The 26917-nt window shown below is 54.0% G+C and carries 25 protein-coding genes, 6 tRNA genes and 1 other RNA gene; 16 read left to right on the forward strand and 16 right to left on the reverse strand.

The annotated features are described in order from the left end of the window. The first annotated feature begins 15 nt into the window (after positions 1-15). From DAI21_RS11425 to pdxK, 7 genes are all read left to right on the forward strand, one after another. On the forward strand, positions 16-915 hold the full coding sequence (locus DAI21_RS11425) for a Dyp-type peroxidase (RefSeq protein ID WP_107703154.1): 900 nt from the start codon (positions 16-18) through the stop codon (positions 913-915). Positions 916-1223: 308 nt separating this feature from the next. Then, positions 1224-2240, forward strand: a complete 1017-nt coding sequence (locus DAI21_RS11430) for a sulfate ABC transporter substrate-binding protein (protein ID WP_100779370.1) — start codon at positions 1224-1226, stop codon at positions 2238-2240. Next, positions 2240-3073, forward strand: a complete 834-nt coding sequence (gene cysT, locus DAI21_RS11435) for a sulfate/thiosulfate ABC transporter permease CysT (RefSeq protein ID WP_100779371.1) — start codon at positions 2240-2242, stop codon at positions 3071-3073. The genes DAI21_RS11430 and cysT overlap by 1 nt, the downstream gene beginning before the upstream one ends. Next, positions 3073-3948, forward strand: a complete 876-nt coding sequence (cysW, locus tag DAI21_RS11440) for a sulfate/thiosulfate ABC transporter permease CysW (protein WP_100779372.1) — start codon at positions 3073-3075, stop codon at positions 3946-3948. The genes cysT and cysW overlap by 1 nt, the downstream gene beginning before the upstream one ends. After that, positions 3938-5032, forward strand: a complete 1095-nt coding sequence (gene cysA, locus DAI21_RS11445) for a sulfate/thiosulfate ABC transporter ATP-binding protein CysA (RefSeq protein ID WP_100779373.1) — start codon at positions 3938-3940, stop codon at positions 5030-5032. The genes cysW and cysA overlap by 11 nt, the downstream gene beginning before the upstream one ends. 115 nt (positions 5033-5147) lie before the next feature. Beyond that, complete coding sequence (gene cysM / locus DAI21_RS11450; RefSeq protein ID WP_107703155.1) at positions 5148-6059, forward strand: cysteine synthase CysM; 912 nt, start codon at positions 5148-5150, stop codon at positions 6057-6059. 5 nt (positions 6060-6064) lie between these two features. Then, a complete protein-coding gene (pdxK, locus tag DAI21_RS11455) occupies positions 6065-6901 on the forward strand; it encodes a pyridoxine/pyridoxal/pyridoxamine kinase (protein ID WP_107703156.1) in 837 nt (278 codons plus the stop codon). Between the two features lie 44 nt (positions 6902-6945). On the opposite strand, the gene crr is transcribed toward pdxK, so the two are convergent. The 5 genes from crr to cysZ all read right to left on the reverse strand — a co-directional run bounded on the left by crr (position 6946) and on the right by cysZ (position 11737). Further along, complete coding sequence (crr, locus tag DAI21_RS11460; protein WP_049841435.1) at positions 6946-7455, reverse strand: PTS glucose transporter subunit IIA; 510 nt, start codon at positions 7453-7455, stop codon at positions 6946-6948. A gap of 40 nt (positions 7456-7495) precedes the next feature. Next, entirely contained in the window at positions 7496-9223 is a 1728-nt protein-coding gene (gene ptsI / locus DAI21_RS11465) for a phosphoenolpyruvate-protein phosphotransferase PtsI (RefSeq protein WP_100779376.1), read from the reverse strand. Between the two features lie 43 nt (positions 9224-9266). After that, positions 9267-9524, reverse strand: coding sequence for a phosphocarrier protein Hpr (gene ptsH / locus DAI21_RS11470; RefSeq protein WP_000487600.1), 258 nt, complete (start codon positions 9522-9524; stop codon positions 9267-9269). 317 nt (positions 9525-9841) lie between these two features. Beyond that, complete coding sequence (cysK, locus tag DAI21_RS11475; protein WP_102104941.1) at positions 9842-10813, reverse strand: cysteine synthase A; 972 nt, start codon at positions 10811-10813, stop codon at positions 9842-9844. A gap of 162 nt (positions 10814-10975) precedes the next feature. Then, positions 10976-11737: a sulfate transporter CysZ gene (gene cysZ, locus DAI21_RS11480; RefSeq protein WP_100779378.1), complete on the reverse strand. Its 762-nt coding sequence runs from the start codon at positions 11735-11737 to the stop codon at positions 10976-10978. 230 nt (positions 11738-11967) lie between these two features. Between cysZ and zipA the strand changes: the two genes are divergently transcribed. From zipA to DAI21_RS11495, 3 genes are all read left to right on the forward strand, one after another. After that, positions 11968-12963, forward strand: coding sequence for a cell division protein ZipA (zipA, locus tag DAI21_RS11485; protein WP_100779379.1), 996 nt, complete (start codon positions 11968-11970; stop codon positions 12961-12963). Positions 12964-13031: 68 nt separating this feature from the next. Then, complete coding sequence (gene ligA, locus DAI21_RS11490) at positions 13032-15047, forward strand: NAD-dependent DNA ligase LigA (RefSeq protein ID WP_107703157.1); 2016 nt, start codon at positions 13032-13034, stop codon at positions 15045-15047. 1 nt (position 15048) lies between these two features. Further along, positions 15049-15264, forward strand: a complete 216-nt coding sequence (locus DAI21_RS11495) for a DUF3820 family protein (protein WP_107703158.1) — start codon at positions 15049-15051, stop codon at positions 15262-15264. Here DAI21_RS11495 and DAI21_RS11500 read toward each other — a convergent pair. Next, entirely contained in the window at positions 15261-16256 is a 996-nt protein-coding gene (locus DAI21_RS11500; protein ID WP_100779382.1) for a bile acid:sodium symporter family protein, read from the reverse strand. The two genes, DAI21_RS11495 and DAI21_RS11500, sit on opposite strands and share 4 nt — an antisense overlap. An 89-nt stretch (positions 16257-16345) precedes the next feature. Between DAI21_RS11500 and DAI21_RS11505 the strand changes: the two genes are divergently transcribed. Beyond that, positions 16346-17281, forward strand: a complete 936-nt coding sequence (locus tag DAI21_RS11505; RefSeq protein WP_107703159.1) for a LysR family transcriptional regulator — start codon at positions 16346-16348, stop codon at positions 17279-17281. Here DAI21_RS11505 and DAI21_RS11510 read toward each other — a convergent pair. The 6 genes from DAI21_RS11510 to DAI21_RS11535 all read right to left on the reverse strand — a co-directional run bounded on the left by DAI21_RS11510 (position 17278) and on the right by DAI21_RS11535 (position 18300). Beyond that, positions 17278-17625: a FlxA-like family protein gene (locus DAI21_RS11510; protein ID WP_100779384.1), complete on the reverse strand. Its 348-nt coding sequence runs from the start codon at positions 17623-17625 to the stop codon at positions 17278-17280. The genes DAI21_RS11505 and DAI21_RS11510 overlap by 4 nt on opposite strands. Before the next feature lie 137 nt (positions 17626-17762). Then, positions 17763-17887, reverse strand: a non-coding RNA gene (locus DAI21_RS11515) — RtT sRNA. Between the two features lie 31 nt (positions 17888-17918). Further along, positions 17919-17994, reverse strand: a tRNA-Lys gene (locus tag DAI21_RS11520). A gap of 3 nt (positions 17995-17997) precedes the next feature. After that, positions 17998-18073, reverse strand: a tRNA-Val gene (locus DAI21_RS11525). A gap of 31 nt (positions 18074-18104) precedes the next feature. Next, a tRNA-Val gene (locus tag DAI21_RS11530) sits at positions 18105-18180 on the reverse strand. A 44-nt stretch (positions 18181-18224) separates the two neighbouring features. Then, positions 18225-18300: transfer RNA gene (locus tag DAI21_RS11535), tRNA-Val, on the reverse strand. A 258-nt stretch (positions 18301-18558) separates the two neighbouring features. Here DAI21_RS11535 and gltX point away from each other — a divergent pair. Next, positions 18559-19974: a glutamate--tRNA ligase gene (gltX, locus tag DAI21_RS11540; protein WP_107703161.1), complete on the forward strand. Its 1416-nt coding sequence runs from the start codon at positions 18559-18561 to the stop codon at positions 19972-19974. A 50-nt stretch (positions 19975-20024) separates the two neighbouring features. On the opposite strand, the gene DAI21_RS11545 is transcribed toward gltX, so the two are convergent. Together DAI21_RS11545 and DAI21_RS11550 are read right to left on the reverse strand one after the other, a co-directional pair. Next, positions 20025-20420: a YfeC-like transcriptional regulator gene (locus DAI21_RS11545; RefSeq protein ID WP_100779386.1), complete on the reverse strand. Its 396-nt coding sequence runs from the start codon at positions 20418-20420 to the stop codon at positions 20025-20027. Position 20421: 1 nt separating this feature from the next. Then, on the reverse strand, positions 20422-20784 hold the full coding sequence (locus DAI21_RS11550) for a YfeC-like transcriptional regulator (RefSeq protein WP_100779387.1): 363 nt from the start codon (positions 20782-20784) through the stop codon (positions 20422-20424). 217 nt (positions 20785-21001) lie between these two features. On the opposite strand from DAI21_RS11550, the gene DAI21_RS11555 reads away from it, so the two are divergent. The 3 genes from DAI21_RS11555 (at position 21002) to DAI21_RS11565 (ending at position 23599) form a co-directional block, all read left to right on the forward strand. Next, a tRNA-Ala gene (locus tag DAI21_RS11555) sits at positions 21002-21077 on the forward strand. 38 nt (positions 21078-21115) lie between these two features. Then, a tRNA-Ala gene (locus DAI21_RS11560) sits at positions 21116-21191 on the forward strand. Between the two features lie 212 nt (positions 21192-21403). Then, the gene (locus DAI21_RS11565; RefSeq protein ID WP_199908220.1) at positions 21404-23599 is read left to right on the forward strand and encodes an EAL domain-containing protein; all 2196 of its coding nucleotides are present in this window, start codon (positions 21404-21406) and stop codon (positions 23597-23599) included. Between the two features lie 40 nt (positions 23600-23639). Here the strand turns inward: DAI21_RS11565 and nupC are convergent, their stop codons facing one another. Continuing rightward, a complete protein-coding gene (nupC, locus tag DAI21_RS11570; RefSeq protein ID WP_100779389.1) occupies positions 23640-24827 on the reverse strand; it encodes a nucleoside permease NupC in 1188 nt (395 codons plus the stop codon). A gap of 351 nt (positions 24828-25178) precedes the next feature. Between nupC and DAI21_RS11575 the strand changes: the two genes are divergently transcribed. Next, positions 25179-26417: an Nramp family divalent metal transporter gene (locus tag DAI21_RS11575; protein WP_100779390.1), complete on the forward strand. Its 1239-nt coding sequence runs from the start codon at positions 25179-25181 to the stop codon at positions 26415-26417. A gap of 57 nt (positions 26418-26474) precedes the next feature. Here the strand turns inward: DAI21_RS11575 and ypeC are convergent, their stop codons facing one another. Beyond that, positions 26475-26819 (reverse strand): DUF2502 domain-containing protein YpeC, encoded by a 345-nt coding sequence (gene ypeC / locus DAI21_RS11580; protein ID WP_100779391.1) that lies wholly within the window; start codon positions 26817-26819, stop codon positions 26475-26477. Positions 26820-26917: the final 98 nt, after the last annotated feature.

A 26917-nucleotide genomic window follows, 5' to 3' on the forward strand; every position in this document is an offset into this window, starting at 1 on the left:
TTTTCAGGAGGAGCGATGTCTCAGGTTCAGAGTGGCATTTTGCCAGAACATTGCCGCGCGGCGATTTGGATTGAAGCCAATGTTAACGGGGATGTGGATGCCCTGCGTGCGGCCAGCAAAGTATTTGTCGATAAACTGGCCACCTTCCAGGCCAAATTCCCGGATGCGCACCTCGGCGCGGTAGTTGCCTTTGGTAATAACGTCTGGCGTCAGCTGAGCGGCGGCGAAGGCGCAGAAGAGCTGAAAGACTTTATCCCTTACGGGAAAGGTCTGGCGCCGGCTACCCAGTACGACGTGCTGATCCATATTTTGTCTCTGCGTCATGACGTCAATTTCTCCGTGGCGCAGGCGGCGGTGGAAGCCTTTGGCGACAGCATCAAGGTGCAGGAAGAGATTCATGGTTTCCGCTGGGTAGAAGAGCGCGATCTGAGCGGTTTCGTTGATGGCACCGAAAACCCGGCGGGCGAAGAGACGCGTCGCGATGTGGCGGTAATCAAAGACGGCGTGGACGCAGGCGGCAGCTACGTGTTTGTGCAGCGCTGGGAGCATAACCTCAAGCAGCTTAACCGCATGAGTGTTCACGACCAGGAGATGATGATTGGCCGAACCAAAGAGGCCAATGACGAGATCGACGGCGATGCCCGTCCGGTAACGTCTCACCTGACCCGTGTCGATCTGAAAGAAGACGGTAAAGGGCTGAAGATAGTGCGCCAGAGCCTGCCGTACGGAACGGCGAGCGGCACTCACGGCCTGTACTTCTGCGCCTACTGCGCGCGTCTGTACAACATCGAGCAGCAGCTTCTGAGCATGTTTGGGGATACCGATGGCAAGCGCGACGCGATGCTGCGCTTCACCAAACCGGTGACCGGCGGCTACTACTTCGCGCCATCCGTTGAGCGTCTGCTGGCTCTGTAATACTGTAGGCCGGGTAAGCGCATGCGCCACCCGGCACTCACCCCCGCCCCTTATTCCCTTTTCTGCTGGTAAATCACCAAACGGTATATAAAACCGTTACTCCTTTCGTACTCGTTATAAATATTATGGCTATAAGAAAGAGCCATCCCATCAGGCTATTTTAGTTGTCAGTTTGGGCCCGGGCAGCGCTCAGAATCCTCACGCACACCGTGTATGCTCCGGTTCTTCCGCGCTGTCCATGCCCAACTGACTGCAACAATCACGCCTGATGGGATCGCTCTACGTCATCACATTTAGAAGGGTGCGCAATGGCCGTTACTGTACTGAAAAAAGGATATCTGGCGCTGGCAGCTTCGCTGTTGCTGGTCGCGCAGGCGCAGGCGACTGAGCTGCTTAACAGTTCCTATGATGTCTCCCGCGAACTGTTTGCCGCCCTGAATCCGCCGTTTGAACAACAGTGGGCGAAAGAAAACAACGGCGACAAGCTGACCATCAAGCAATCACACGCCGGCTCTTCCAAGCAGGCGCTGGCGATTTTGCAGGGTCTGAAAGCCGATGTGGTGACCTACAACCAGATTACTGACGTGCAGATTCTGCATGACAAAGGCAACCTGATCCCGGCGGACTGGCAGAGTCGTCTGCCGAATAACAGCTCGCCGTTCTACTCGACCATGGCGTTCCTGGTGCGTAAGGGCAACCCGAAAAACATCCATGACTGGAACGATCTGGTGCGTTCAGACGTGAAGCTGATCTTCCCGAATCCAAAAACCTCCGGTAACGCGCGCTATACCTATCTGGCGGCCTGGGGTGCAGCCGACAAAGCGGACGGCGGCGATAAAGCCAAAACCGAGCAGTTTATGACACAGTTCCTGAGAAACGTGGAAGTGTTCGATACTGGCGGTCGCGGTGCGACCACCACCTTCGTGGAACGCGGGCTGGGCGATGTGTTGATAAGCTTCGAATCGGAAGTGAATAACATCCGTAAACAGTACGAAGCCCAGGGCTTTGAAGTGGTGGTGCCGAAGGTCAATATCTTTGCTGAATTCCCGGTCGCGTGGGTGGACAAGAACGTCAAAGCCAACGGTACGGAGAAAGCGGCGAAGGCGTACCTGAACTATCTCTACAGTCCGCAGGCGCAAACCATCATCACCGATTATTACTATCGCGTGGCGAACCCGGACGTGATGAACAAGCTGAAAGACAAGTTCCCGCAGACCGATCTGTTCCGCGTAGAAGACCAGTTTGGCTCCTGGCCTGAGGTGATGAAAACCCACTTCACCACCGGTGGTGAGCTGGACAAACTGTTGGCGGCGGGGCGTAAGTGATGTTTGCAGTCTCCTCCAGACGTGTGCTGCCCGGCTTTACCTTAAGCCTCGGGACCAGCCTGCTGTTCGTCTGTCTGATTTTGTTGTTGCCGTTAAGTGCGCTGGTGATGCAGCTCTCTGAGATGAGCTGGGCCCAGTACTGGGAAGTGATCACTAACCCGCAGGTTGTGGCGGCGTATAAGGTCACGCTGCTGTCGGCGTTTGTGGCATCGATTTTCAACGGCGTATTCGGCCTGCTGATGGCGTGGATCTTAACCCGCTATCGTTTCCCCGGCCGCACGCTGCTGGACGCGCTGATGGATTTACCCTTCGCGCTGCCGACGGCGGTGGCGGGTTTGACCCTCGCGTCGCTGTTTTCGGTGAACGGTTTTTACGGCCAGTGGCTCGCGCAGTTTGACATCAAAGTGACCTATACCTGGCTTGGGATCGCGGTGGCGATGGCCTTTACCAGTATTCCGTTCGTCGTGCGTACCGTGCAGCCGGTTCTGGAAGAGCTTGGCCCGGAATATGAAGAGGCCGCGGAAACCCTCGGCGCGACGCGTATTCAGAGCTTCTGCAAAGTGGTGTTACCGGAGCTTTCTCCGGCGCTGCTGGCAGGCGTAGCGCTTTCGTTCACCCGCAGTCTCGGCGAATTTGGCGCAGTGATTTTCATCGCGGGCAACATCGCGTGGAAAACCGAAGTGACCTCGCTGATGATTTTTGTTCGTTTGCAGGAGTTTGACTATCCGGCGGCGAGCGCGATTGCCTCGGTGATCCTGGCCGCGTCGCTGCTGCTGTTGTTCTCGATTAACACTCTGCAAAGTCGCTTTGGTCGGCGTGTGGTAGGTCACTGATGGCGGAAGTTACTCAATTGAAGCGCTACGACGCTCCCCGCATTAACTGGGGAAAATGGTTTCTGATTGGCACCGGCGTGCTGGTGTCGGCTTTTATTCTCGTTGTGCCGATGGTTTACATCTTCGTGCAGGCGTTCAGCAAAGGGATTATGCCCGCGCTGCAGAATCTGGCCGACCCGGATATGCTGCACGCGATCTGGCTGACGGTGATGATCGCCCTGATTACCGTGCCGGTGAATCTGGTGTTCGGGATTTTGCTGGCGTGGCTGGTGACGCGGTTTAACTTCCCTGGCCGCCAGCTCCTGCTGACGCTGCTGGATATTCCCTTTGCCGTATCGCCGGTGGTTGCCGGTCTTATCTATCTCCTGTTCTACGGTTCTAACGGTCCGCTGGGCGGCTGGCTGGACGAACACAACCTGCAAATCATGTTCGCCTGGCCGGGCATGGTGCTGGTGACGATTTTTGTGACCTGTCCGTTCGTGGTGCGTGAGCTGGTGCCGGTGATGTTGAGCCAGGGCAGCCACGAAGATGAAGCGGCGATCCTGCTGGGCGCGTCCGGCTGGCAGATGTTCAAGCGCGTGACGCTGCCGAACATCCGCTGGGCATTGCTGTACGGCGTAGTGCTGACCAACGCGCGTGCGATTGGTGAGTTTGGCGCGGTGTCGGTGGTTTCCGGCTCCATTCGCGGTGAAACCCTGTCGCTGCCACTACAGATTGAATTGCTGGAGCAGGACTATAACACCGTCGGTTCCTTTACCGCCGCAGCCCTGCTGACGCTGATGGCTATTTTGACCTTGTTTTTAAAGAGTGTGGTGCAGTGGCGTTTAGAGAATCAAGAGAAACGCCTGCAGCAGGAGGGAAATCATGAGCATTGAGATTGCCAATATTAAGAAGTCTTTCGGCCGCACCCAGGTGCTGAACGATATCTCGCTGGATATCCCTTCCGGACAGATGGTGGCGCTACTTGGGCCGTCCGGCTCCGGTAAAACCACGCTGCTGCGTATTATTGCCGGTCTTGAGCATCAGACCAGCGGCCATATTCGCTTCCACGGAACCGATGTCAGCCGCCTGCATGCTCGCGATCGTAAAGTCGGTTTTGTATTCCAGCATTACGCCCTGTTCCGCCATATGACGGTGTTCGATAACATCGCCTTTGGCCTGACCGTGCTGCCGCGTCGCGAGCGTCCGAATGCCGCGACGATCAAAGCGAAAGTAACCAAACTGCTGGAGATGGTGCAGCTGGCCCATCTCGCCGACCGTTATCCGGCACAGCTTTCCGGTGGGCAGAAACAGCGCGTGGCGCTGGCTCGTGCTCTGGCAGTTGAGCCGCAAATCCTGCTGCTCGACGAACCTTTTGGCGCGCTGGACGCGCAGGTGCGTAAAGAGCTGCGTCGCTGGCTGCGTCAGCTTCACGAGGAGCTGAAATTTACCAGCGTCTTTGTGACGCACGACCAGGAAGAGGCGATGGAAGTGGCCGATCGCGTGGTGGTGATGAGCCAGGGGAATATCGAACAAGTTGATGAGCCGGAACAGCTGTGGCGTGAGCCTGCGACCCGTTTCGTTCTGGAGTTTATGGGCGAAGTGAACCGCATGCAGGGCACTATTCGCGGTGGACAATTCCACGTCGGCGCCCACCGCTGGCCGCTGGGTTACACGCCTGCCCATCAGGGACCGGTCGATCTGTTCTTGCGCCCGTGGGAAGTAGACGTCAGTCGCCGCACCAGCCTCGATTCCCCTTTGCCGGTGCAGGTGCTTGAGGCTAGCCCTAAAGGGCATTACACCCAATTAGTGGTACAACCCCTGGGCTGGTATACCGAGCCATTGACGGTAGTGATGCGTGATGAAGAGGCGCCATCGCGGGGCGATCGCCTGTTTGTCGGCCTGCAGCATGCGCGTATCTATCACGGCAACGAGCGTATCGAGTCGCGCGAGGATCTTGCTCTGGCGGAGTCAGCCTGATAGGTTAAAGTGACGTGGTATTTGCCGGGTGGCGCTGCGCTTACCCGGCCTACAAAACGATCCCTGTAGGCCCGGTAAGCGAAAGCGCCACCGGGCTTTTTATTGGACAGAATTCGTGAACACATTAGAACAAACCATCGGCAACACCCCTCTGGTCAGGCTGCAACGCATGAATCCCGATAATGGCAGCGAAATCTGGGTCAAACTGGAGGGGAATAATCCTGCCGGTTCCGTTAAAGATCGCGCGGCATTGTCGATGATTGTTGAGGCGGAAAAGCGCGGGGAGATTAAGCCCGGCGACGTGCTGATTGAAGCGACCAGCGGTAACACCGGCATTGCGCTGGCGATGATTGCGGCGCTGAAAGGCTATCACATGAAATTGCTGATGCCGGACAACATGAGCCAGGAGCGGCGTGCCGCAATGCGCGCGTATGGCGCTGAGCTGATCCTCGTCACCAAAGAGCAGGGGATGGAAGGGGCGCGCGATCTGGCTCTCGACATGGCTCAGCGCGGCGAAGGCACATTGCTGGACCAGTTTAATAATCCCGATAACCCTTACGCGCACTACACCACTACCGGGCCGGAGATCTGGCGCCAGACCGAAGGGCGCATCAGCCACTTCGTCTCCAGTATGGGCACCACGGGCACCATTACCGGCGTCTCCCGTTTTCTGCGTGAGCAGGAAAAACCGGTCACCATTGTGGGCCTGCAGCCGGAAGAGGGGAGCAGCATTCCGGGGATCCGCCGCTGGCCAGCGGAGTACATGCCGGGGATTTTTAATGCCCAGCTTGTGGACCAGGTGCTGGATATTCATCAGCGTGAAGCGGAAAATACCATGCGTGAACTGGCGGTGCGGGAAGGCATCTTCTGTGGCGTCAGTTCGGGTGGCGCGGTAGCTGGAGCATTGCGCGTGGCGCAGGCCTGTCCGGGGGCGGTTGTGGTAGCGATTATTTGCGACCGTGGCGACCGTTATCTGACTACTGGCGTCTTTGGTGAAGAGAGTTATTCGCAGGGGGCGGGGATTTAAGCGTCATGGAGATGATTTTATTTCGGGATAAAACCCGTGCGCAGCAGACGGATATCGTCGCGGTGCAGTCGCAGGTGGTATATGGCAGCGTAGGCAATAGCATTGCGGTGCCTAATATCAGGCAACATCAGCTGACCGTCACAGCCGTTCCGACGGTGCTGTTCAGCAATACCCCGCATTACGACACCTTTTACGGCGGTGTAATCCCCGACGACTGGTTCAGCGGCTATCTGAAAGCTCTTGAAGAGCGCGATGTGTTGCGCGAGCTGAAAGCGGTGACCACGGGCTATATGGGCAGTGCCAGCCAGATTGCCATTCTGGCTGAGTGGCTGGTAGCCATCAAAGAAAAACACCCTGATTTGCTCGTGCTGGTCGATCCGGTCATTGGTGATATCGACAGCGGGATCTACGTGAAGCCCGAAATTCCGCAAGCCTATCGCGAGCATTTGCTGCCGCTGGCGCAGGGTATTACGCCGAACGTTTTTGAGCTTGAAGTGTTGAGCGGTCAGCCGTGCCGGACGCCGGAGAGCGCAATTACTGCTGCACAAAGTCTGCTGTCTGACTCACTGAAGTGGGTGGCGATCACCAGTGCGCCGGTGGAATCTGATCCTGAGAACATTCACGTGGTGCTGGTAACGAAGGATGGTGTGACGGTGACGAATCATCCGCGCGTCGCAACCGACCTGAAAGGGACCGGGGATCTGTTCTGCTCTGAGCTGGTAAGCGGCATTGTGCAGGGCAGGGACGTCGCTGAAGCGATACGCCGTGCAGGCGACCGTGTGACGGAGGTGATGAAGTACACCCAGGAAAAAGGCTTTGATGAGCTAATCCTCCCCGCATAAACAAAAATGGCGCCCGAAGGCGCCATTTTTCTGTGCGGCAAGAATTACTTCTTGATGCGGATGACCGGAGTTTCACCCACGGTAACGCTGCCAGACAGTTTGATCAGTTCTTTGATTTCGTCCATGTTGGAGATAACAACCGGAGTCAGGGTAGACTTGGCTTTCTCTTCCAGCAGCGCCAGGTCGAATTCGATGACCGGATCGCCTACTTTCACACGCTGGCCTTCTTCAGCGATACGCTTGAAGCCTTCGCCTTTCAGCTCAACGGTGTCGATACCGAAGTGTACGAACAGTTCGATACCGCTATCAGATTCGATAGAGAACGCATGGTTGGTTTCAAAAATTTTACCGATGGTGCCGTCAACTGGCGCAACCATTTTGTTACCAGTTGGTTTGATAGCAATACCATCACCAACGATTTTTTCGGCAAAAACTACATCCGGCACGTCTTCGATATTGACGATTTCGCCAGACAACGGAGCAATAATCTCAATAGTTCCGGTGTCTTTCTTATCATCAGAAACCAGAGATTTCAGTTTATCGAACAAACCCATGATCTTCTCCTAAGCAGTAATTTGGGCCGCATCTCGTGGATTAGCAGATTGTTTTTTCTTCAATGAACTTGTTAACCAGCGTCATTAACTCGTCCGTTGTCGGTTGAGCAAGAGCCTGCTCTGCTAACACCTTCGCATCTTCGAAGTTCGTGTTACGGATAATCTTCTTAATGCGCGGGATGGAAATGGCGCTCATAGAGAATTCGTCCAGACCCATACCCAGCAACAGAAGTGTAGCACGTTCGTCGCCTGCAAGCTCACCACACATGCCAGTCCATTTACCTTCAGCATGAGAAGCATCAATAACTTGCTTGATTAGCGTGAGTACGGACGGTGACATTGGCTGGTAGAGATGTGAAATCATATCATTACCACGGTCAACTGCCAGGGTGTACTGCGTTAAATCATTGGTGCCGATACTAAAGAAGTCGACTTCTTTGGCCAAATGACGAGCAATCGTTGCTGCCGCTGGTGTTTCCACCATCACGCCCACTTCGATGGTTTCGTCAAAGGCTTTACCTTCGTCGCGCAGTTCCTGTTTGTAGATTTCGATCTCTTTCTTCAGTGCACGCACTTCTTCAACAGAGATGATCATTGGGAACATGATGCGCAGTTTACCGAAAGCGGAAGCACGCAGAATCGCACGAACCTGATCGCGAAGGATCTCTTTACGGTCCATGGCGATACGCACTGCACGCCAGCCCAGGAATGGGTTTTCTTCTTTCGGGAAGTTCATGTACGGCAGCTCTTTGTCGCCACCGATGTCCATGGTACGCACGATAACAGCCTGAGAGCCGCATGCTTCGGCAACCGCTTTGTATGCCGCAAACTGCTCTTCTTCAGTAGGCAGTGCATCACGGTCCATGAACAGGAATTCTGTACGGTACAGACCAACACCTTCCGCGCCGTTGCGCTCAGCCCCATCAACGTCACGTACGGTACCGATGTTCGCGCACACTTCAACCTGATGTCCGTCCAGCGTGATGGCTGGCAGATCTTTCAGTTTAGCCAGTTCCGCTTTCTCAGTAGCAACTTGCTCCTGAACGGCACGCAGCTTTTCGATCTCTTCGTTGGTTGGGTTGACGTAAACCAGATTATTTACGGCATCCAGAATCAGATAGTCGTCGTTTTTCACCTGAGAGGTGACGCTACCGGTACCCACGATGGCAGGCAGTTCCAGAGAACGCGCCATGATAGAGGTGTGGGAGGTACGGCCACCGGCGTCGGTGATGAAACCCAGCACCTTGTTCAGGTTCAGCTGTGCGGTTTCAGACGGCGTCAAATCAGCGGCAACCAGGATAACTTCGTCCTGAATGGCGCTAAGGTCGATGATCGCCAGACCCAGGATGTTGCGCAGCAGGCGCTTACCGATGTCACGTACGTCAGCCGCACGTTCTTTCAGGTATTCATCATCCAGTTCTTCGAGGGCAGTCGCCTGACCTTCGATAATTTCATGTGCAGCCGCGTCGGCCGTCATGCCCTTATCTTTAATCAGGGCTATGATTTCCTGCTCCAGCTCCTCATCTTCGAGCAGCATGATATGCCCTTCGAAGATGGCTTCTTTTTCTTCACCGAAAGTTTCGCCAGCTTTAGTTTTGATCGCTTCCAGTTGCGCTGATGCCTTGGCACGACCGCTCAGAAAACGCTCAACTTCCTGATCAACCTTGTCGGCAGAAATTTTTTTCCGGTCGATGACGATCTCGTCTTCTTTCAGCAGAAGTGCTTTGCCGAAAGCGATACCCGGGGATGCTAAAATGCCTGAAATCATAACCCTACCTTACTTGTGACTGATATTGAAAAGAACCCGTAACTTACTCGAGCTCAGCCATCAGTTTTACCAGATGCTCAACTGCTTTCTGCTCGTCTTCGCCTTCTGCGGAGATGGTAACGACGGTACCCTGAGTCAGGCCCAGAGTCTGCAGCTTGAACAGGCTTTTCGCGCTAGCGCTTTTGCCGTTGGAGGTCACAGTGATCTCAGAAGTGAAGCCTTTAGCTTCTTTAACAAACTGAGCAGCAGGGCGGGTGTGCAGACCGTTCGGAGCGGTAATGGTAACTTCTTGCTGGAACATTGTATTTCCCCAACTTATAGGTTTAGTGTTGTGGAACTAAAGTCTAGCCTGGAGGCTTAACTTTAGCCTGTCTTGTTAGCGCTGACGTTTCGCTCGTCATTAAACATTATGCAGTGAAAGCGAGACTTGAACCAAATCATAAAATCGATTCAGCTTCTGTATTTCCCACATTGATTAATTTCGCGCTTCAAAATAATTGTCAGGTTAAATACCAGACCCGACGGGGTGAATCAATGCCAGGAGGAGTAAAAGTTTGACGCAGGCCACAAAAAAGCACCCGTTTGGGTGCTTTTTTACGCGTTATTAACATGCTGGCATTACTGTTGCAGTTCTTTTTCTGTGAACAGATCGGCAAACAATGCAGTGCTTAAATAACGCTCACCCGAGGACGGTAGAATAACCACAATAGTCTTATTGGTAAAGGTTTCATCTTCCTGGAGCTTCAGGGCAGCAGCAACTGCCGCGCCGGAGGAGATACCGGCCAGAATACCTTCTTCGTCCATCAGGCGACGCGCCGTGGAGATCGCCTCTTCGTTGGTGATCGCAACGACTTTATCGATGAGCTTCAGATCCAAGTTACCCGGGATAAAGCCCGCGCCGATACCCTGAATTTTATGTGGACCGGGTTTGATCTCTTCGCCGGCCAGCGCCTGGGCGATAACCGGGGAGTCCGTTGGCTCAACGGCAACGGTGATCAGATCCTTTTTACCTTTTGTGCCTTTAATATAGCGGCTCACGCCGGTCAGCGTACCACCGGTACCCACGCCTGAGATAAACACATCAACCTGGCCGTCCGTATCTTCCCAGATTTCCGGACCGGTGGTTTTCTCGTGGATTTCCGGGTTTGCCGGGTTGCTGAACTGCTGCAGCAGCAGGTATTTCGCCGGATCGCTGGCGACGATTTCTTCGGCTTTCTGAATGGCACCTTTCATGCCTTTCGCGCCTTCGGTCAGCACCAGATTCGCGCCCAGCGCTTTCAGCAGCTTGCGGCGTTCGATGCTCATGGTTTCTGGCATTGTTAGGGTCAGTTTGTAACCGCGGGCAGCGGCGACGTAGGCCAGAGCGATCCCGGTGTTGCCGCTGGTCGGTTCAACCAGTTCGACGCCAGGCTTCAGAACACCGCGTTTTTCGGCATCCCAAATCATGTTTGCACCGATACGGCATTTTACGCTGAAGCTCGGGTTACGTGATTCTACCTTCGCCAGAATGCGTCCATTACCGATACGGTTCAGTCGAACCAGGGGCGTATGACCGATAGTCAGCGAGTTGTCTTCGTAAATCTTACTCATGGCCTGTCCTTAACTGTATGAAATTGGGATACCGTCCCAGCATACCTGTTGGATAAGTATGGGGAAGTAAGGAAATCGCATATCTATATGCTGCAAGGAAATAATGGCTATCAGTATGGAATAAGGATGGCATAAGCCACCCTTTGTTTACACAGTTTTGCATTACTTCCATAACGCGTGCTTAGCACGATAGCAATCCACCCACATCGCCGTGGCGCCGCAGACCGCGACGGGCATGATGAACAGGTTCAGGACAGGGATCATGGTGAAGAGACTGGTCAGGGCACCAAACTGCATATTGGTGACTTTTTGCGTGCGCAGGGCCGTGCGCATCTCTTTGAACGGCACTTTGTGGTTATCAAACGGGTAGTCGCAATACTGGATAGCCAGCATCCACGCGCTAAACAGGAACCACAGCACAGGCGCCACGGTCTGGCCAATTCCGGGGATAAAGTAAAGGATGAGCAGAACAATGGCGCGCGGCAGATACCAGGCAAATTTCTGCCATTCACGTTTCATGATACGCGGTACGTCTTTCATGATACCAAGCACGCCGGTGTCTGGTGGCGTTGCGCCCGTCAGACGTGCTTCGAGCTGCTCCGCCAGCAGCCCATTAAACGGCGCGGCTATCCAGTTGGCGATGGTCGAGAAGAAATAGCCAAAAACCAGCAGCACGGAGAGGACCACAATCGGCCACAGCAGATAGCTCAGCCACTGTAGCCAGTCAGGGACGTGACTCATGATAGAGGGAACCCAGCTTTCGAGTTGGGTAAACAGCCACCAGAATGCGCCGCCCATCAGTAAAATATTGATCAGTAGAGGCAGAATCACAAAGCGGCGGATCCCAGGCAGGGTGACCAGTTTCCATCCCTGAGAAAAATAGCCGATACCGCTGCGCGGAGTCGTTGTTGATGTCGAAACCATAACCAGGCTGTACTCCTTTTTTCACAACCAGTGGAATTACACGCCTATATTATCGGGTTGTGGACCAATAACCAGTTCGGAAATGTTCGAAAAAACAGCAAAAAGCACGATTTCGTTCATCTTTATGCTTTGAATGCTCTGCACGCACTTGCACTTGACGTAATCGGCAAATACTCTTAGTGAGTAAATGTTTGCCGTGGTGGCAAGGTGTTAGAACAACAGAGAATATAATGATGCAGGATTTGCGTCTGATATTAATCATTGTTGGCGCGATCGCCATACTCGCTTTACTGGTACATGGTTTCTGGACCAGCCGTAAAGAACGCTCCTCGATGTTTCGCGATCGCCCACTGAAGCGCATGAAGTCCAGTCGTCACGACGATGATGGCGATGACGTCATTGACGATAACGACGACGAAGGCGTGGGTGAAGTGCGCGTTCATCGCGTCAATACTGCTGCGCCTGCCGCAGGCCATGGGGAGCATGAAGCGCCTCGTCAGCCTCCGCAGCATCAGTATCAGCCGCCGTACGCGTCAGCTCAGCCGCGCCAGCCCGCGCCACAGCCTGTGGAGGAGCCGGTGCGTCAGCCGCAACCGCAAGCGCCTGTACAGCAACCCGTGCAGCAGCCGGTGCAGCCTCAGCCCGTTTCGCAACCCGTGCAACCGCCGCGTCCTGCTCAGCCGCTGACGCCAGAAATGCCGCCGCAGACTGTTCATACTCCACCTGCGCCGCAGCCGGAACCGGAGCCGTTTGTTGAACCGGAACCGGTGATCGAAGAAGCGCCAGTGGTCGAAAAACCGCAGCGTAAGGAAACGGTCATCATTATGAACGTGGCCGCGCATCACGGAACTCAGCTCAATGGCGACGTGCTGCTCAACAGTATCCAGCAGGCGGGCTTCAAGTTTGGTGACATGAACATTTTCCACCGTCATCTTAGCCCGGACGGAAGTGGCCCTGCGCTGTTCAGTCTGGCGAATATGGTTAATCCGGGAACCTTTGATCCGGAAATGACCGGTGATTTCACCACGCCGGGCATCACAATCTTTATGCAGGTGCCGTCCTACGGGGACGAACTGCAAAACTTTAAGCTGATGCTGCAATCCGCCCAGCATATCGCCGATGAAGTCGGTGGCGTGGTACTCGACGATCAGCGTCGAATGATGACGCCGCAGAAACTGCGCGAATATCAGGATCGCATCCGCGAAGTAAAGGAAGCTAACGCGTAATCTCTGCGTTCTCTTCCACGTCTCCTCAACCCCCGCCTGTCGGGGGTTTTTCTCATTGATGGTGCGCTATGGACTCAATCGAACAAAAAATTACTCACCTAAGAACCACACTTCGCCATCATGAATACCTGTATCACGTGATGGACGCACCGGAGGTTCCGGATGCGGAGTATGACCGCCTGATGCGCGAACTGCGCGAGCTGGAAACAGAACATCCCGATCTCATCACCCCTGATTCACCGACGCAGCGCGTCGGCGCCGCTCCGCTGGCCTCTTTCAGCCAGGTACGTCATGAAGTGCCAATGTTGTCGCTGGATAACGTCTTCGACGAAGAGAGCTTTCTCGCGTTCAACAAGCGCGTTCAGGACCGCCTGAAAAGCGCCGACGTTTTGACCTGGTGTTGCGAACTGAAGCTCGACGGCCTGGCGGTCAGCATTCTTTATGAGAACGGTATTCTGGTGCGGGCCGCTACGCGCGGCGATGGCACTACGGGTGAGGATATCACCACTAACGTACGTACTATCCGCGCCATTCCGTTAAAGCTGCGCGGCGATAAAATCCCGGCGCGACTCGAAGTGCGCGGTGAAGTGTTCCTCCCGCAGGCGGGCTTTGAGAAGATTAACGATGAAGCGCGCCGCACCGGTGGCAAAGTCTTTGCTAACCCGCGTAATGCGGCTGCTGGCTCAATTCGCCAGCTAGATCCGCGCATCACGGCAAAGCGACCGCTGACATTCTTCTGCTACGGAGTGGGGATTCTTGAAGGCGGCGAATTGCCTGATACCCATCTGGGCCGTCTGCTGCAGTTTAAAGAGTGGGGCCTGCCGGTCAGCAATCGCGTGCAGCTCTGCGACTCACCGGAAGCGGTACTGGCATTTTATCGTCAGGTTGAAGAAGACCGCCCAACGCTGGGGTTTGATATCGATGGCGTGGTCATCAAAGTGAACTCGCTGGCGCTTCAGGAACAATTAGGTTTTGTGGCGCGAGCGCCGCGCTGGGCGGTGGCGTTTAAATTCCCTGCTCAGGAGCAGATGACCTTCGTGCGCGACGTTGAGTTCCAGGTCGGGCGTACGGGGGCGATTACGCCGGTTGCACGTCTGGAGCCGGTTCAGGTTGCGGGTGTACTGGTGAGTAATGCCACCTTACATAACGCCGACGAGATCGCGCGTCTGGGTCTTCGGATTGGCGATAAAGTGGTGATTCGCCGCGCGGGGGATGTGATCCCGCAGGTGGTTAACGTCGTCGAGTCTGAGCGCCCTGACGACACGCGCGCCATCGAATTCCCGGCCCACTGCCCGGTATGCGGTTCCGACGTCGAACGCGTGGAAGGCGAGGCGGTCACGCGCTGTACCGGCGGGTTAATTTGTGGGGCGCAGCGCAAAGAAGCGCTCAAGCATTTCGTCTCGCGCAGAGCGATGGACGTGGACGGGATGGGCGATAAGATTATCGATCAGTTGGTCGAAAAAGAGTACGTCCACACGCCTGCGGATCTGTTTCGCCTGACGGCGGGCAAGCTGACCGGGCTGGATCGCATGGGGCCAAAATCGGCGCAAAACGTGGTCAATGCGCTGGAAAAAGCCAAAGAGACGACCTTCGCCCGTTTCCTTTACGCGCTGGGTATCCGTGAAGTTGGTGAAGCGACAGCCGCCGGGCTGGCAGCCCATTTCGGCACCCTGGAGCAGCTTGAGAAAGCCTCGATTGAGGATCTGCAAAAAGTACCGGACGTAGGCATCGTTGTCGCGACGCATGTCTTTAACTTTTTTGCGGAAGAGAGCAACCGTGAGGTGATTGGCAAGCTGCTGGAGGAGGGCATTCACTGGCCTGCCCCGGTGGTGGTTAACGCCGACGAAATCGACAGCCCCTTTGCTGGCAAAACCGTGGTACTCACCGGCAGTTTGAGTCAGCTCTCCCGTGACGACGCCAAAGCGCGTCTGGTGGCGCTGGGAGCAAAAGTGGCGGGCAGCGTGTCGAAGAAAACGGATCTGGTGATTGCAGGCGAAGCGGCTGGCTCTAAGCTTGCGAAAGCACAAGAGCTGGGCATTGACGTCATTGACGAAGCGGAAATGCTGCGCCTGTTAGGAGAGTAACGTGGAGAAAAAACAGCTCATCGACATTGCCAACACCGAAATGCCGTTCGGGAAATACAAAGGCCGTCGTTTGATTGATGTGCCGGAAGAGTATTTGCTGTGGTTCGCGCGGAAAGATGAATTTCCGGCAGGGCGACTGGGTGAGCTGATGGCGATTACGCTGCTCATCAAAACCGAAGGGCTGAGCCATCTGGTTCAGCCCCTCAAACGTCCTTAAGCTTTCGCGGCGCGGGTCTCTTCCTGCGCCAGCTTTTCCGTCTGGCGCTTGTAACGGCGCGCCATCACCGCACAGACCATCAGCTGGATCTGGTGGAAAATCATCAGCGGCAGCACCATCATCCCAATCACCGACGTCGGGAAGAGAATATTCGCCATCGGAATACCATTGGCGAGACTCTTCTTCGAGCCGCAGAACACGATGGTAATTTCATCCGCTTTATTGAAGCCAAACTTGCGGGCGGCAAAAGTATTCACCGCAATCACAATCGCCAGCAGAACGATGCTCACGAGCGCGATGAACAGAAGCGAGCCGATGCCAACTTTATGCCAGATGCCGTTCACCACGGCTTCGCCAAAGGCGGAGTAGACCACTAACAGGATGGAGGTCTGGTCGGTTTTGCCAATCCACTTTTTGTTTCTGGCGACGAAATCCCCCGTCCACGGGCGAGAAAGGTGTCCCAGCACGAACGGCAGCAGCAGTTGCAGACAGATTTTCCCGACCTGCTCGAGATTGCCCTCAGCGCCGTGCATGTTCATCAGCAGGCCCACCAGCAGCGGTGACACAAAAATCCCCAACAGACTCGACGCAGAGGCGGAACAGACCGCCGCGGCGACGTTACCGCCTGCCAGCGAGGTAAATGCGATAGCAGACTGCACGGTCGCGGGCAGAATGCACAGATACAGGAAGCCAGTATAGAGAGCCGGATCGACGTTGACCGGCGCCCACCAGGCGAAAAGCACGCCCAGCACCGGGAACAAGATGAAGGTGCTGCACATCACCCACAGGTGCAACCGCCAGTGGCTCCCCCCGGCGATAATGGCTTCACGAGACAGCTTTGCGCCGTGCATAAAAAACAGCAGGGCGATGGCCGCAGTGGTCAGGCCTTCAATGAAGGGAACAAAACTGCCGCGTGCCGGGAAGAAAGAGGCCAGCAGAACGACAGCAATCAGCGTGAGGGTAAAGGGATCGAGAACACGAAACAGTTTCATAAATGCTCCTGAAATCAGATTTCGCTATTGTGCTTTGTTCCCTTTGAGAAATAAAATCGATTTATTGCATCCATTCATGAATTAAACAGATGAATTACTCTTTGCGTCAGCTTCGCGTTTTTGTCACCGTCGCTCAGGCTCGCAGCTTTAGCCGCGCCGGAGAGATGATCGGCCTGAGTCAGTCGGCGGTTAGCCACAGTGTGAAAGAGCTGGAATCACAGACGGGCGTGCGCCTGCTTGATCGCACCACCCGCGAGGTGGTGCTCACCGAGGCGGGGCAACAGCTGGCTGCGCGTCTGGAACGGTTGCTGGATGAGCTAAACAGCACCTTGCGCGATGTGGGCAGAGTGGGGCAGCAACTTTCCGGGACGGTGCGCGTCGCCGCCAGTCAGACCATTTCAGCGCATCTGATCCCGCAATGTATCGCTGAAAGTAACCGTCGCTATCCCGATATCGATTTTGTACTTCACGACAGGCCGCAGCAGTGGGTTCTGGAGAGTATCAGGCAAGGCGACGTCGATTTTGGGATTGTGATCGATCCCGGTCCGGTGACGGATCTGGAGTGCGAAGTGGTGCTGTCGGAGCCGTTTTTACTGCTGTGTCGCGAAGATGACCCGCTGGCCGCAATGGCACAAGTGACGTGGCAGACGTTGCAGGGGGCAAATCTGGTATTGCAGGATTATGCATCGGGGAGCCGTCCGCTGATTGATGCGGCGCTGGCACAGCAGCGGGTGAATGCGACGATCGTTCAGGAGATTGGTCATCCCGCCACGCTCTTTCCGATGGTGGAGGCCGGGATTGGGATCAGCGTGTTACCTGCGCTGGCCTTACCGCTGCCGCAGGGCAGCCGCTTAGTCGTGAAGCGTTTCACGCCCTGTATTGAACGTAAGCTGATGCTGGTGCGACGAAAAAATCGCTCGCTCTCTGGTGCGGCTCATGCGCTTTGGGAGGTGGTACGTATGCAGGCACAGCGGTTAATGGAGGCCCGCATACGCGATCCGTTATTTAACGCGCCGAACGATTAGACGTAGATATCGATCTGATGCTCTGCGGAAGGTGAGTTTACGCCTTCTGCTCTGGCCTGTTTTTGCTCTTGTTTTTTCTGGCTTTCTTCGGCCTGCTCACGCTGTAACTGCGCCAGCTGAGCCTGTAGCATTTTGATTTGCGACTGAAGAAGTTCCTGCTGCTTTTTCTTGTCTTCGGTACTGCCACTGCCGTTCGCAACATCCTTCAGCTGCTGAGTCAGCTTAGTGATTTGCGACGTCAGACGACTGATTTGCGACGCGATATCGCTGCTGCCGGAGCTACCGCCGCCGCTGCTTGTGCTGCCTGTCTGCACTGATGGAGTTGATGCCTGGATTGTTGTCATTTTAAATCCTCTCGCCATAAAACAAGCATATCGGCATAAAAATCCATAGCTTGAGGGAACCTGCCAGATCTGGGAGGGGAGATGCGTGTAAAATAGGGCAGATAGCAAAAAGGCGCCTTTAGGGCGCCTTTCTACATTGGTGGGTCGTGCAGGATGACTCGCTTCGCTCACCCTTCGGGCCGTCGCCGCAGGCGGCTCCGGTGTCTCACTTCGTTCGGCTCGAACCTGCAGCAGGTTCTCATCCTGCCGAATTGCGCATAGCAAAAAGGCGCCTTTAGGGCGCCTTTCTACATTGGTGGGTCGTGCAGGATTCGAACCTGCGACCAATTGATTAAAAGTCAACTGCTCTACCAACTGAGCTAACGACCCGAATGGTGGGTGATGACGGGCTCGAACCGCCGACCCCCTCCGTGTAAAGGAGGTGCTCTACCAACTGAGCTAATCACCCATTTCGGTACTACTAAAACAAGATTTAAGAATGGTGGGCGATGACGGGCTCGAACCGCCGACCCCCTCCGTGTAAAGGAGATGCTCTACCAACTGAGCTAATCGCCCAATCTTAAATTCTTATCTACACTGCGGTATCTACGTAAAGTAGATGGTGGGTGATGACGGGCTCGAACCGCCGACCCCCTCCGTGTAAAGGAGGTGCTCTACCAACTGAGCTAATCACCCCCGCTGTGTGGAGTCGCATTATAGGGAGAGTTGAAAATGAGTCAACGCCTTTTCTAAAGATTTTGTTTGTTCGTCGTAAAATTAAACAAACGGATCACAAAATGTCCCGCGCAGCATGATTTCTAAACAAATTTCGCAAACCTGCATGTCATTCAGGCAACATCATTGAGGAATCGCCCCACAGTGATAGAATATTGCCCATTGTTTTTTTCCCAGCATTTGCCGGTCGTCGGCATCTTTATAACGTAAGGCCATTTCATGAAAATCAAAACTCGCTTCGCGCCCAGCCCGACAGGCTATCTGCACGTCGGTGGTGCCCGTACTGCTCTTTATTCCTGGCTTTTTGCACGTAACCACGGCGGTGAGTTCGTGCTGCGTATTGAAGACACCGATCTCGAGCGTTCCACACCGGAAGCTATCGAAGCCATTATGGATGGCATGAACTGGCTGAACCTGGAGTGGGATGAAGGCCCGTATTTCCAGACGAAACGTTTTGATCGCTATAACGCCGTCATTGATGAAATGCTGGTCGCAGGCACCGCGTATAAATGTTACTGCTCCAAAGAGCGTCTGGAAGCGCTGCGTGAAGAGCAAATGGCGAACGGCGATAAGCCTCGCTACGATGGCCGCTGCCGCCACAGCCATGAGCATCATGCTGCTGATGAACCATGCGTAGTGCGTTTTGCTAACCCGCAGGAAGGCTCTGTGATCTTTGACGATCAGATCCGTGGCCCGATTGAGTTCAGCAATCAGGAGCTGGACGATCTGATTATTCGCCGTACCGATGGTTCACCGACCTACAACTTCTGCGTTGTAGTGGATGACTGGGATATGGAAATCACTCACGTTATCCGTGGTGAAGACCATATCAACAACACGCCACGTCAGATCAACATCCTGAAAGCGCTGAATGCGCCTGTGCCGGTTTATGCGCACGTGTCGATGATTAACGGTGACGACGGTAAAAAACTGTCCAAACGTCACGGTGCCGTGAGCGTGATGCAGTACCGTGATGATGGCTATCTGCCAGAAGCACTGCTTAACTACCTGGTGCGTCTGGGCTGGTCCAGCGGCGATCAGGAGATCTTCAGCCGTGAAGAGATGATCAAGCTGTTCTCCCTGAATGCCGTGAGCAAATCTGCCAGTGCGTTTAACACTGATAAACTGCTGTGGCTGAACCACCACTACATCAACACCATGCCAGCCGAGTACGTTGCGACCTATTTGCAGTGGCACATTGAGCAGGCAAATATTGATACCCGTACCGGTCCGGAACTGGCGGATCTGGTCAAACTGCTGGGTGAGCGCTGCAAAACCCTGAAAGAGATTGCGGAAAGCTGCCGTTATTTCTATGAAGAGTTTGACGAGTTTGATGCTGACGCCGCAAAAAAACACCTGCGTCCGGTTGCGCGTCAGCCGCTCGAAGTGGTGCGTGATAAGCTGGCGGCACTGACCGACTGGACCGCAGAAAACGTTCATCATGCGATTCAGGCAACGGCCGATGAGCTGGAAGTGGGCATGGGTAAAGTCGGCATGCCACTGCGTGTGGCGGTGACCGGCGCGGGTCAGTCACCGGGCCTGGATGTTACTGTCCACGCGATTGGCAAAACCCGCAGCGTTGCGCGTATTAACAAAGCCCTGGGCTTTATTGCTGAGCGCGAAAGCCAGCAGTAATCACCCTGCAACAGACGAGCGGCAAAACGGCAGGTTATCCTGCCGTTTTTTTATGCCTCTTCTTCAGCAATACCGAGCCGGGTAAGGAATCCCTGAATACCTTCACGTGCCAGCAATACAGCGAGCCTCTCTTGTTCGAGTGGCGTCATGTTCTCCAGGGGAGCCGTCACCTGACGCAACAGGCTGGTCGTTTTCACCTCGCCATACTCAACGGACGCTTCAGCGAGCTGATAAATAGCCTGGCGGCTACGCATCGCAGGGAGACTGATAAGGTGTTCACGCACGCGGGAATCGATATGGATGAGCCTGGCCCGGCCGCCTTTCACGCCGTTCAGCGCTTCCGTTTTCCATCCTTGTTTACGTATCCAGCGGTTTACTGTTTGTTTGGCGACCCCGAGGCTATCAGCCAGCTCTTCCGTGGTCATCTTGCTCCGTAATCTTTTCATATCAACTCTGGTCGCGTATCCCTAAACGTTGTAGCAATCCGGTAATCCCATCCCGCAGTAGTAAAGTGGTTAGCTGCTTTTGCTCATCCGGTGTCATTTCATTGGCCAGGGTCAGCAGGAGAGAAGTGAGCGAACTCGTGTCGGACACGTTTTCAGCGGGCTGAGAGTCCTCAGTAATGCGAGACGCGCTGCGGATAAACTCGCGCACCTTTTCATTAACGTGGACCAGACGCGCTTTACCGCCCTGAACACCTGGCTTTGGTGATGTTTTCCAACCCTCTTTTCGTACCCATTTATTGATGGTCTGTCGGCTATAACCAGTGAGCCGGGATAACTCCTCTGGCGTCATTCGTTCCTTGATCATGCAATTACCTGAATATTAGTAGGGTTAATGAGTGCTTCATGTTATAGCACCCTTTTATGCGAAAACGTGACAGGTTTAACTACTGGCTGCGAGCAGCTTCGCAATGTGATTCATTTGCCTGATTTTTCGACGATTGAAAGGGAAGGGCTGATTTTGCCGTTGACACTCTGCGGTGGAATTCATATTATGCCGCCCGTCAACACGACAGCTTTACGTTGGGGCTATAGCTCAGCTGGGAGAGCGCTTGCATGGCATGCAAGAGGTCAGCGGTTCGATCCCGCTTAGCTCCACCAAATTCTTATCCAGGAGAGTTTGGAACGTAAAGAACTGTGGGGCTATAGCTCAGCTGGGAGAGCGCTTGCATGGCATGCAAGAGGTCAGCGGTTCGATCCCGCTTAGCTCCACCAAAATTCAGACCCTCGCCGAAAGGCGGGGGTTTTTTTATGCGTTTGTTATCAACTCCTGCCTTTTTTGTTGCCACACGTGTATGTTTAGCTCTCAGACCTTTATCGAAATCAATAAATCGGAGCATTTAAACCCGGAAACTTGATTCGCTCAATTAATAAACTTACCATTCATTCAGCCAATTATTCGCCTGGGAAATAGCGCCTTGCTAAGAATGAAAAGTCACCTACGTAATAATTTACAATTATTTATGCTAGCGCAAATCTTGTGCCTGGTGATTGTTCCTTTTTCTCGCTACATTTCCCCGAAAACCTTTCTGGATGGCCATTACGTCTATTTAGCCTGGCTGCCGTTGAGCGTGATGCTGGCAGTGATCTTCTTGTTTGGCCGTCATGCTATGCTTCCCATTATTTTCAGTTTTGCGTTAACGAATCTTTATCAGTTTCAGTTAACGATACTCCAGCAGGTCGTTATCCTCTTCTGTCAGACGGCGTCGGTGTTTACAGCCTGCGCCGTGGTGCGCGTCCTGCTGGGCAGGCGCTGGCGATTCGGGCTACCTAACCAGCATATCGGGATACGCATTTTCTGGCTGGGATTCGCCATTCCCCTCGGCATAAAAGTGTCGATGTACTTAGCCGGTTATTTCTTTGATTTCCCGCTTTCCATTTCAAACTTCTTTGGCGATGGGACACCAATTTATAACATTGTGGATATACAGAGCCTGTTTTGTGCCAGCCTGATATTTACGATGATGTTCTATTACCCCTTAAGAATGATAATTAATCCCCGCTATGCCCGTACCTTCTGGTTACGAAGCATTAAGCCGTATCTTATTCAAAATAATCCCGTATTTGCATTACTCTGGCTGATGAGTTTGTCGCTGGTGATGCTGATCTTGTGCGCGCCGATTGAAGAAAACTATATCTCCGGGTATCTGGTCCCCCTCATATTTATTCTTTTTACCGTCGCGATTAGTCGGATGAGCTATGCGCTTGTTTCCCTGAGCTGGGCAATTTCCGTTTTCTTGCTGCTGACCTATAACAAAAACTTTCTTAACGGCGTGCAAAACGGCTATGCGCTTGCATTTGTCCTGTCGGTCCTGATCTCTTTCGCGATCTGTTTAATGTACATGTCGCGAATCTATCATCGCAGTGAGTGGCTGAAGCAAGGCTGGCACGAAAGGGCGCTAACCGATCCGCTCACAGGTTTAGCCAATATGCGCGCCCTGGAAGACTATTTGCAGCACTATCCGGATGCCAAAATCTGCTGTCTGCGTATGGGAAATCTGGGGTTTCTTAGTCGCCATTACGGGATGTTGATGCGCATCTATTGTAAGCGAGCCATTACCTCGTCAGTTCAGCCGTTATTGCAGACGAACGAAAAATTCTTCCAACTGCCGGGCAGTGAATTGATTCTGGTGCTGTCAGGCCCGGACACCGGAGAGCGCCTCCAGCACATCGTCGATCGGTTGAACAGCCGCAAGATTTACTGGAACAACACCGGGCTGGACATCGAGTTTGGTGCAGCCTGGGGAGAGCTGGAAGGGCAGGATGGCGAAAACCTTCACCATACGCTTGGACAACTGAGCTGGCTCTCAGAGCAATCCTGCGTCACGCACAGAGTGCTGGCGCTGACGAATAGCGTTGAGAGAGTTTCAGGGCAAACGACGGAGCGCGTCTTAATGCTGAGCCGGGTAAAACGGGCGCTGGAGGAGGGGGGCGTGCGTCTGTATGCTCAGCCCATCCAGAATGCTGCGGGTGAGGGCTACCACGAAATTCTCACCCGACTGGAGAGCGACGGCGAAATCATTACCCCCGATCGTTTCATCCCGCTGATTGCCCAGTTCAACCTGAGCCATCGTTTTGACCTCTGCGTGGTAGAAAAGGTGCTGATCTGGCTGAGCACCCATGCCACGCCGCCAAACAGTGCCCGTTTTTCTGTCAATCTGATGCCGATGACGCTCAATCAAAAAGACGTCGCCGCCGAAATCATTGCCCTGTTTGAGCGCTACGCCATCGCGCCGCAGGCAGTCATTCTGGAGGTCACGGAAGAGCAGGCCTTCTCGGACTCAGAATCCAGCATCCAGAATATCCAGCAGATGCGCGAGTATGGTTTTAAAATTGCGATTGATGATTTTGGTACGGGGTACGCTAACTACGAACGGCTAAAACGCCTGCAGGCTGACATCATCAAAATCGACGGATGTTTCGTAAAAGATATCTGTACTGACAGCATGGACGCGACGATTGTGGCGTCGATTTGCAATCTGGCGAAGACCAAATCCCTGTATGTGGTGGCCGAATTTGTTGAAACACCGGCGCAGCGACAGCTGTTGCTTGAGATCGGGGTCGATTATCTGCAGGGATATTTGATTGGGAAACCGCAGCCGCTTGCCGAACTGGAGGCGTAAAAAAGCCGGGGGCACAAACCCCCGGCTTTTTTAATGCTGATTACAGTACCAGTGCAGCGATAGACGCAGACAGTACGCTCACCAGCGTTGAACCGTAAACCAGTTTCAGGCCGAAGCGTGAAACCACGTTACCTTGCTCTTCGTTCAGACCTTTAATCGCACCAGCGATGATGCCGATGGATGAGAAGTTAGCGAAGGAAACCAGGAACACAGACAGAATGCCTTCCGCGCGCGGAGAGAGCGTGCTGGCAATTTTCTGCAGATCCATCATGGCAACGAATTCGTTGGAAACCAGTTTGGTGGCCATGATACTGCCCACCTGCAGCGCTTCGTGAGCCGGAACACCCATCACCCATGCAACAGGGTAGAAGATGTAGCCCAGAATGCCCTGGAAGGAGATACCCAGCACAGCGGCGAACAGGGCGTTCAGTGCAGCGATAAGGGCGATGAAGCCGATCAGCATCGCGGCCACGATAATCGCCACTTTGAAGCCTGCCAGAATGTATTCGCCCAGCATTTCGAAGAAGCTCTGGCCTTCGTGCAGGTTAGACATCTGGATATTTTCTTCGCTGGCGTCAACGCGGTACGGGTTGATCAGTGACAGCACGATAAAGGTGCTGAACATGTTCAGAACCAGCGCAGCCACCACGTATTTTGGTTCCAGCATTGTCATGTATGCGCCCACGATAGACATGGATACAGTAGACATTGCGGTAGCCGCCATGGTGTACATGCGGTTGCGGGACATTTTGCCGAGGATATCTTTATACGCGATAAAGTTCTCGGACTGACCCAGAATCAGGGAGCTGACTGCGTTGAAAGATTCCAGTTTACCCATGCCGTTGACTTTGGATAACAGGAAACCGATCGCGCGAATCACAACCGGCAGAACGCGGATGTGCTGCAGGATACCGATCAGCGCAGAGATAAAGACGATTGGGCAAAGCACTTTCAGGAAGAAGAACGCCAGGCCTTGATCGTTCATGCTGCCGAAGACAAAGTTCGTCCCTTCGTTAGCAAATCCGAGCAGTTTTTCGAACATCTCGGAGAAGCCTTTCACGAAGCCCAGGCCTACGTTGGAGTTCAGGAAGAACCACGCAAGTAAAACTTCAATGACGAGCAGCTGTACAACATAACGAATACGAATGTTTTTGCGGTCTGTGCTGACCAGCAATGCAAGTGCAGTAACGACAACAAGTGCCAGGACAAAATGAAGGACGCGGTCCATATTTGCTCCAAATATGAGGCAGGTTTAATTTCCGTGCACATTCTATGTAACAAGCACAAAGAAAACGAGATCAAGACCACACTATAGTTACATCCTGTGACGAGTCTCAAAAATAGTGATCAACCATACATTTCCGTTATGTTATGTAAATGAGTGAAAAGTTACGTTTGTGTGCTACGCTTCACAAATGACTGCGCGATTTCACGCTCTGTGAGATCGTTTCATTGCATCCGCCCCACCTATCGTTCAGAGCTATCAGAGAAATCACTGTAAACCTTCTAAATGATCTTGATAATCATTCTCATTTTGATAGCATGAAACATAGCAAAGGCTATATTTCCAGAGGCAGAAATGACAAACAGTCGCGTAGAGGGTAGCAGTGGCAGAGCAGCGCGCAAGCTGAGGTTTGCGTTAATGGGACCTGCGTTCATCGCTGCCATTGGCTATATCGATCCAGGTAATTTTGCGACCAACATTCAGGCCGGGGCGAGCTTTGGCTACAAATTGCTGTGGGTGGTGGTCTGGGCAAACCTGATGGCGATGCTCATTCAGGTGCTCTCCGCAAAACTGGGGATCGCGACGGGGAAAAACCTCGCTGAACAGATCCGCGATCACTATCCGCGTCCGGTGGTGTGGTTTTACTGGGTGCAGGCCGAAATTATCGCCATGGCCACCGATCTGGCGGAATTTATCGGCGCGGCCATCGGCTTTAAACTGATATTGGGCGTGTCGCTACTCCAGGGGGCGGTGCTCACCGGGATCGCCACTTTCCTGATTTTAATGCTTCAGCGCCGTGGTCAAAAACCGCTTGAGCTGGTGATTGGCGGCTTGCTGCTGTTTGTCGCCGCGGCCTATATTGTCGAGCTGATCTTCTCCCAGCCAAATCTGGCGCAGCTGGGTAAAGGCATGATTATTCCTACTCTGCCGACGTCAGAAGCGGTCTTCCTCGCGGCGGGCGTACTGGGTGCGACCATTATGCCGCACGTGATTTATCTGCACTCCTCGCTGACGCAGCACGCCCACGAGGGCTCACGCCGGGAGCGTTATTCGGCAACCAAGTGGGATGTTGGTATCGCGATGACCATCGCCGGGTTTGTGAATCTGGCGATGATGGCGACGGCAGCGGCGGCTTTCCATTTCAGCGGCCACACCGGTATCGCCGATCTCGACCAGGCTTATCTGACGCTCGAACCGCTTCTCAGCCACGCGGCGGCGACTATTTTTGGTCTGAGCCTGGTTGCAGCGGGCCTCTCGTCAACGGTGGTCGGGACGCTGGCAGGGCAGGTGGTCATGCAGGGGTTTGTGCGTTTTCATATTCCCCTGTGGGTGCGCCGTTCCGTGACGATGATGCCGTCGTTTATTGTGATCCTGATGGGACTGGACCCGACGCGCATTCTGGTGATGAGCCAGGTGCTGCTGAGCTTCGGTATCGCGCTGGCGCTGGTGCCGCTGCTGATCTTTACCAGTAATCAGACGTTAATGGGCGATCTGGTGAATACCCGGCTGGTCAAACGTATCGGCTGGGTTATCGTGGTGCTGGTGGTGGCCCTGAACCTGTGGCTGCTGATTGGGACCGCGCTGGGCCTGTAATTTATCAGAATGAAAAAAGGAGCCAGTTGGCTCCTTTTTGTATTGAGTGATGTGTACTTAGTGATGGTGACCACCGTGTCCGTGGCCGCGTCCATGACCCGGTCGGCCACGACGATCGTCCCGGTCGCTCCAGCCTTCGCGGTAGCCGCGTTCATAGGCTTTGCGGTTGTCCCAGCCACGGTGACGGCCATTATCGTGCCTCCACCAGCGGTCTTTTCGCCATTCATAGTTGCGGTGCCAGTAATCACGGTCGCGCCAGCCACCGCCGTCCCAGTAGTTACCATAATTGTCACGATCGCCAATTTGTAATTTTACTGATGGCAACAGGGTGATTTCGCCCGCATTAGCGACCAGCGGTGCTGAAGCCATTAATACAGCTGCAAGAATCAGTGACCTGAACATTCTCTTCTCCTTCACGATCGGGGCCGTAGACGGCCTGTTAACGCAATATTACGGGGCCGTAAAGCCCCGTTTAATCGCCTCAACTCCTAATTCATGGA

The organism is Lelliottia sp. WB101 (genome assembly GCF_003051885.1).
In the GTDB taxonomy this organism is placed as follows: Bacteria; Pseudomonadota; Gammaproteobacteria; order Enterobacterales; family Enterobacteriaceae; genus Enterobacter; species Enterobacter nimipressuralis.

Coding starts and splice junctions, on each gene's coding strand:
- DAI21_RS11425 (WP_107703154.1), top strand. CDS start 16: ATGTCTCAGGTTCAGAGTGGCATTTTGCCAGAACATTGCCGCGCGGCG.
- DAI21_RS11430 (WP_100779370.1), top strand. CDS start 1,224: ATGGCCGTTACTGTACTGAAAAAAGGATATCTGGCGCTGGCAGCTTCG.
- cysT (WP_100779371.1), top strand. CDS start 2,240: ATGTTTGCAGTCTCCTCCAGACGTGTGCTGCCCGGCTTTACCTTAAGC.
- cysW (WP_100779372.1), top strand. CDS start 3,073: ATGGCGGAAGTTACTCAATTGAAGCGCTACGACGCTCCCCGCATTAAC.
- cysA (WP_100779373.1), top strand. CDS start 3,938: ATGAGCATTGAGATTGCCAATATTAAGAAGTCTTTCGGCCGCACCCAG.
- pdxK (WP_107703156.1), top strand. CDS start 6,065: ATGGAGATGATTTTATTTCGGGATAAAACCCGTGCGCAGCAGACGGAT.
- crr (WP_049841435.1), bottom strand. CDS start 7,455: ATGGGTTTGTTCGATAAACTGAAATCTCTGGTTTCTGATGATAAGAAA.
- ptsI (WP_100779376.1), bottom strand. CDS start 9,223: ATGATTTCAGGCATTTTAGCATCCCCGGGTATCGCTTTCGGCAAAGCA.
- ptsH (WP_000487600.1), bottom strand. CDS start 9,524: ATGTTCCAGCAAGAAGTTACCATTACCGCTCCGAACGGTCTGCACACC.
- cysK (WP_102104941.1), bottom strand. CDS start 10,813: ATGAGTAAGATTTACGAAGACAACTCGCTGACTATCGGTCATACGCCC.
- cysZ (WP_100779378.1), bottom strand. CDS start 11,737: ATGGTTTCGACATCAACAACGACTCCGCGCAGCGGTATCGGCTATTTT.
- zipA (WP_100779379.1), top strand. CDS start 11,968: ATGATGCAGGATTTGCGTCTGATATTAATCATTGTTGGCGCGATCGCC.
- ligA (WP_107703157.1), top strand. CDS start 13,032: ATGGACTCAATCGAACAAAAAATTACTCACCTAAGAACCACACTTCGC.
- DAI21_RS11500 (WP_100779382.1), bottom strand. CDS start 16,256: ATGAAACTGTTTCGTGTTCTCGATCCCTTTACCCTCACGCTGATTGCT.
- DAI21_RS11505 (WP_107703159.1), top strand. CDS start 16,346: ATGAATTACTCTTTGCGTCAGCTTCGCGTTTTTGTCACCGTCGCTCAG.
- DAI21_RS11510 (WP_100779384.1), bottom strand. CDS start 17,625: ATGACAACAATCCAGGCATCAACTCCATCAGTGCAGACAGGCAGCACA.
- gltX (WP_107703161.1), top strand. CDS start 18,559: ATGAAAATCAAAACTCGCTTCGCGCCCAGCCCGACAGGCTATCTGCAC.
- DAI21_RS11545 (WP_100779386.1), bottom strand. CDS start 20,420: ATGAAAAGATTACGGAGCAAGATGACCACGGAAGAGCTGGCTGATAGC.
- DAI21_RS11550 (WP_100779387.1), bottom strand. CDS start 20,784: ATGATCAAGGAACGAATGACGCCAGAGGAGTTATCCCGGCTCACTGGT.
- DAI21_RS11565 (WP_199908220.1), top strand. CDS start 21,404: ATGAAAAGTCACCTACGTAATAATTTACAATTATTTATGCTAGCGCAA.
- nupC (WP_100779389.1), bottom strand. CDS start 24,827: ATGGACCGCGTCCTTCATTTTGTCCTGGCACTTGTTGTCGTTACTGCA.
- DAI21_RS11575 (WP_100779390.1), top strand. CDS start 25,179: ATGACAAACAGTCGCGTAGAGGGTAGCAGTGGCAGAGCAGCGCGCAAG.
- ypeC (WP_100779391.1), bottom strand. CDS start 26,819: ATGTTCAGGTCACTGATTCTTGCAGCTGTATTAATGGCTTCAGCACCG.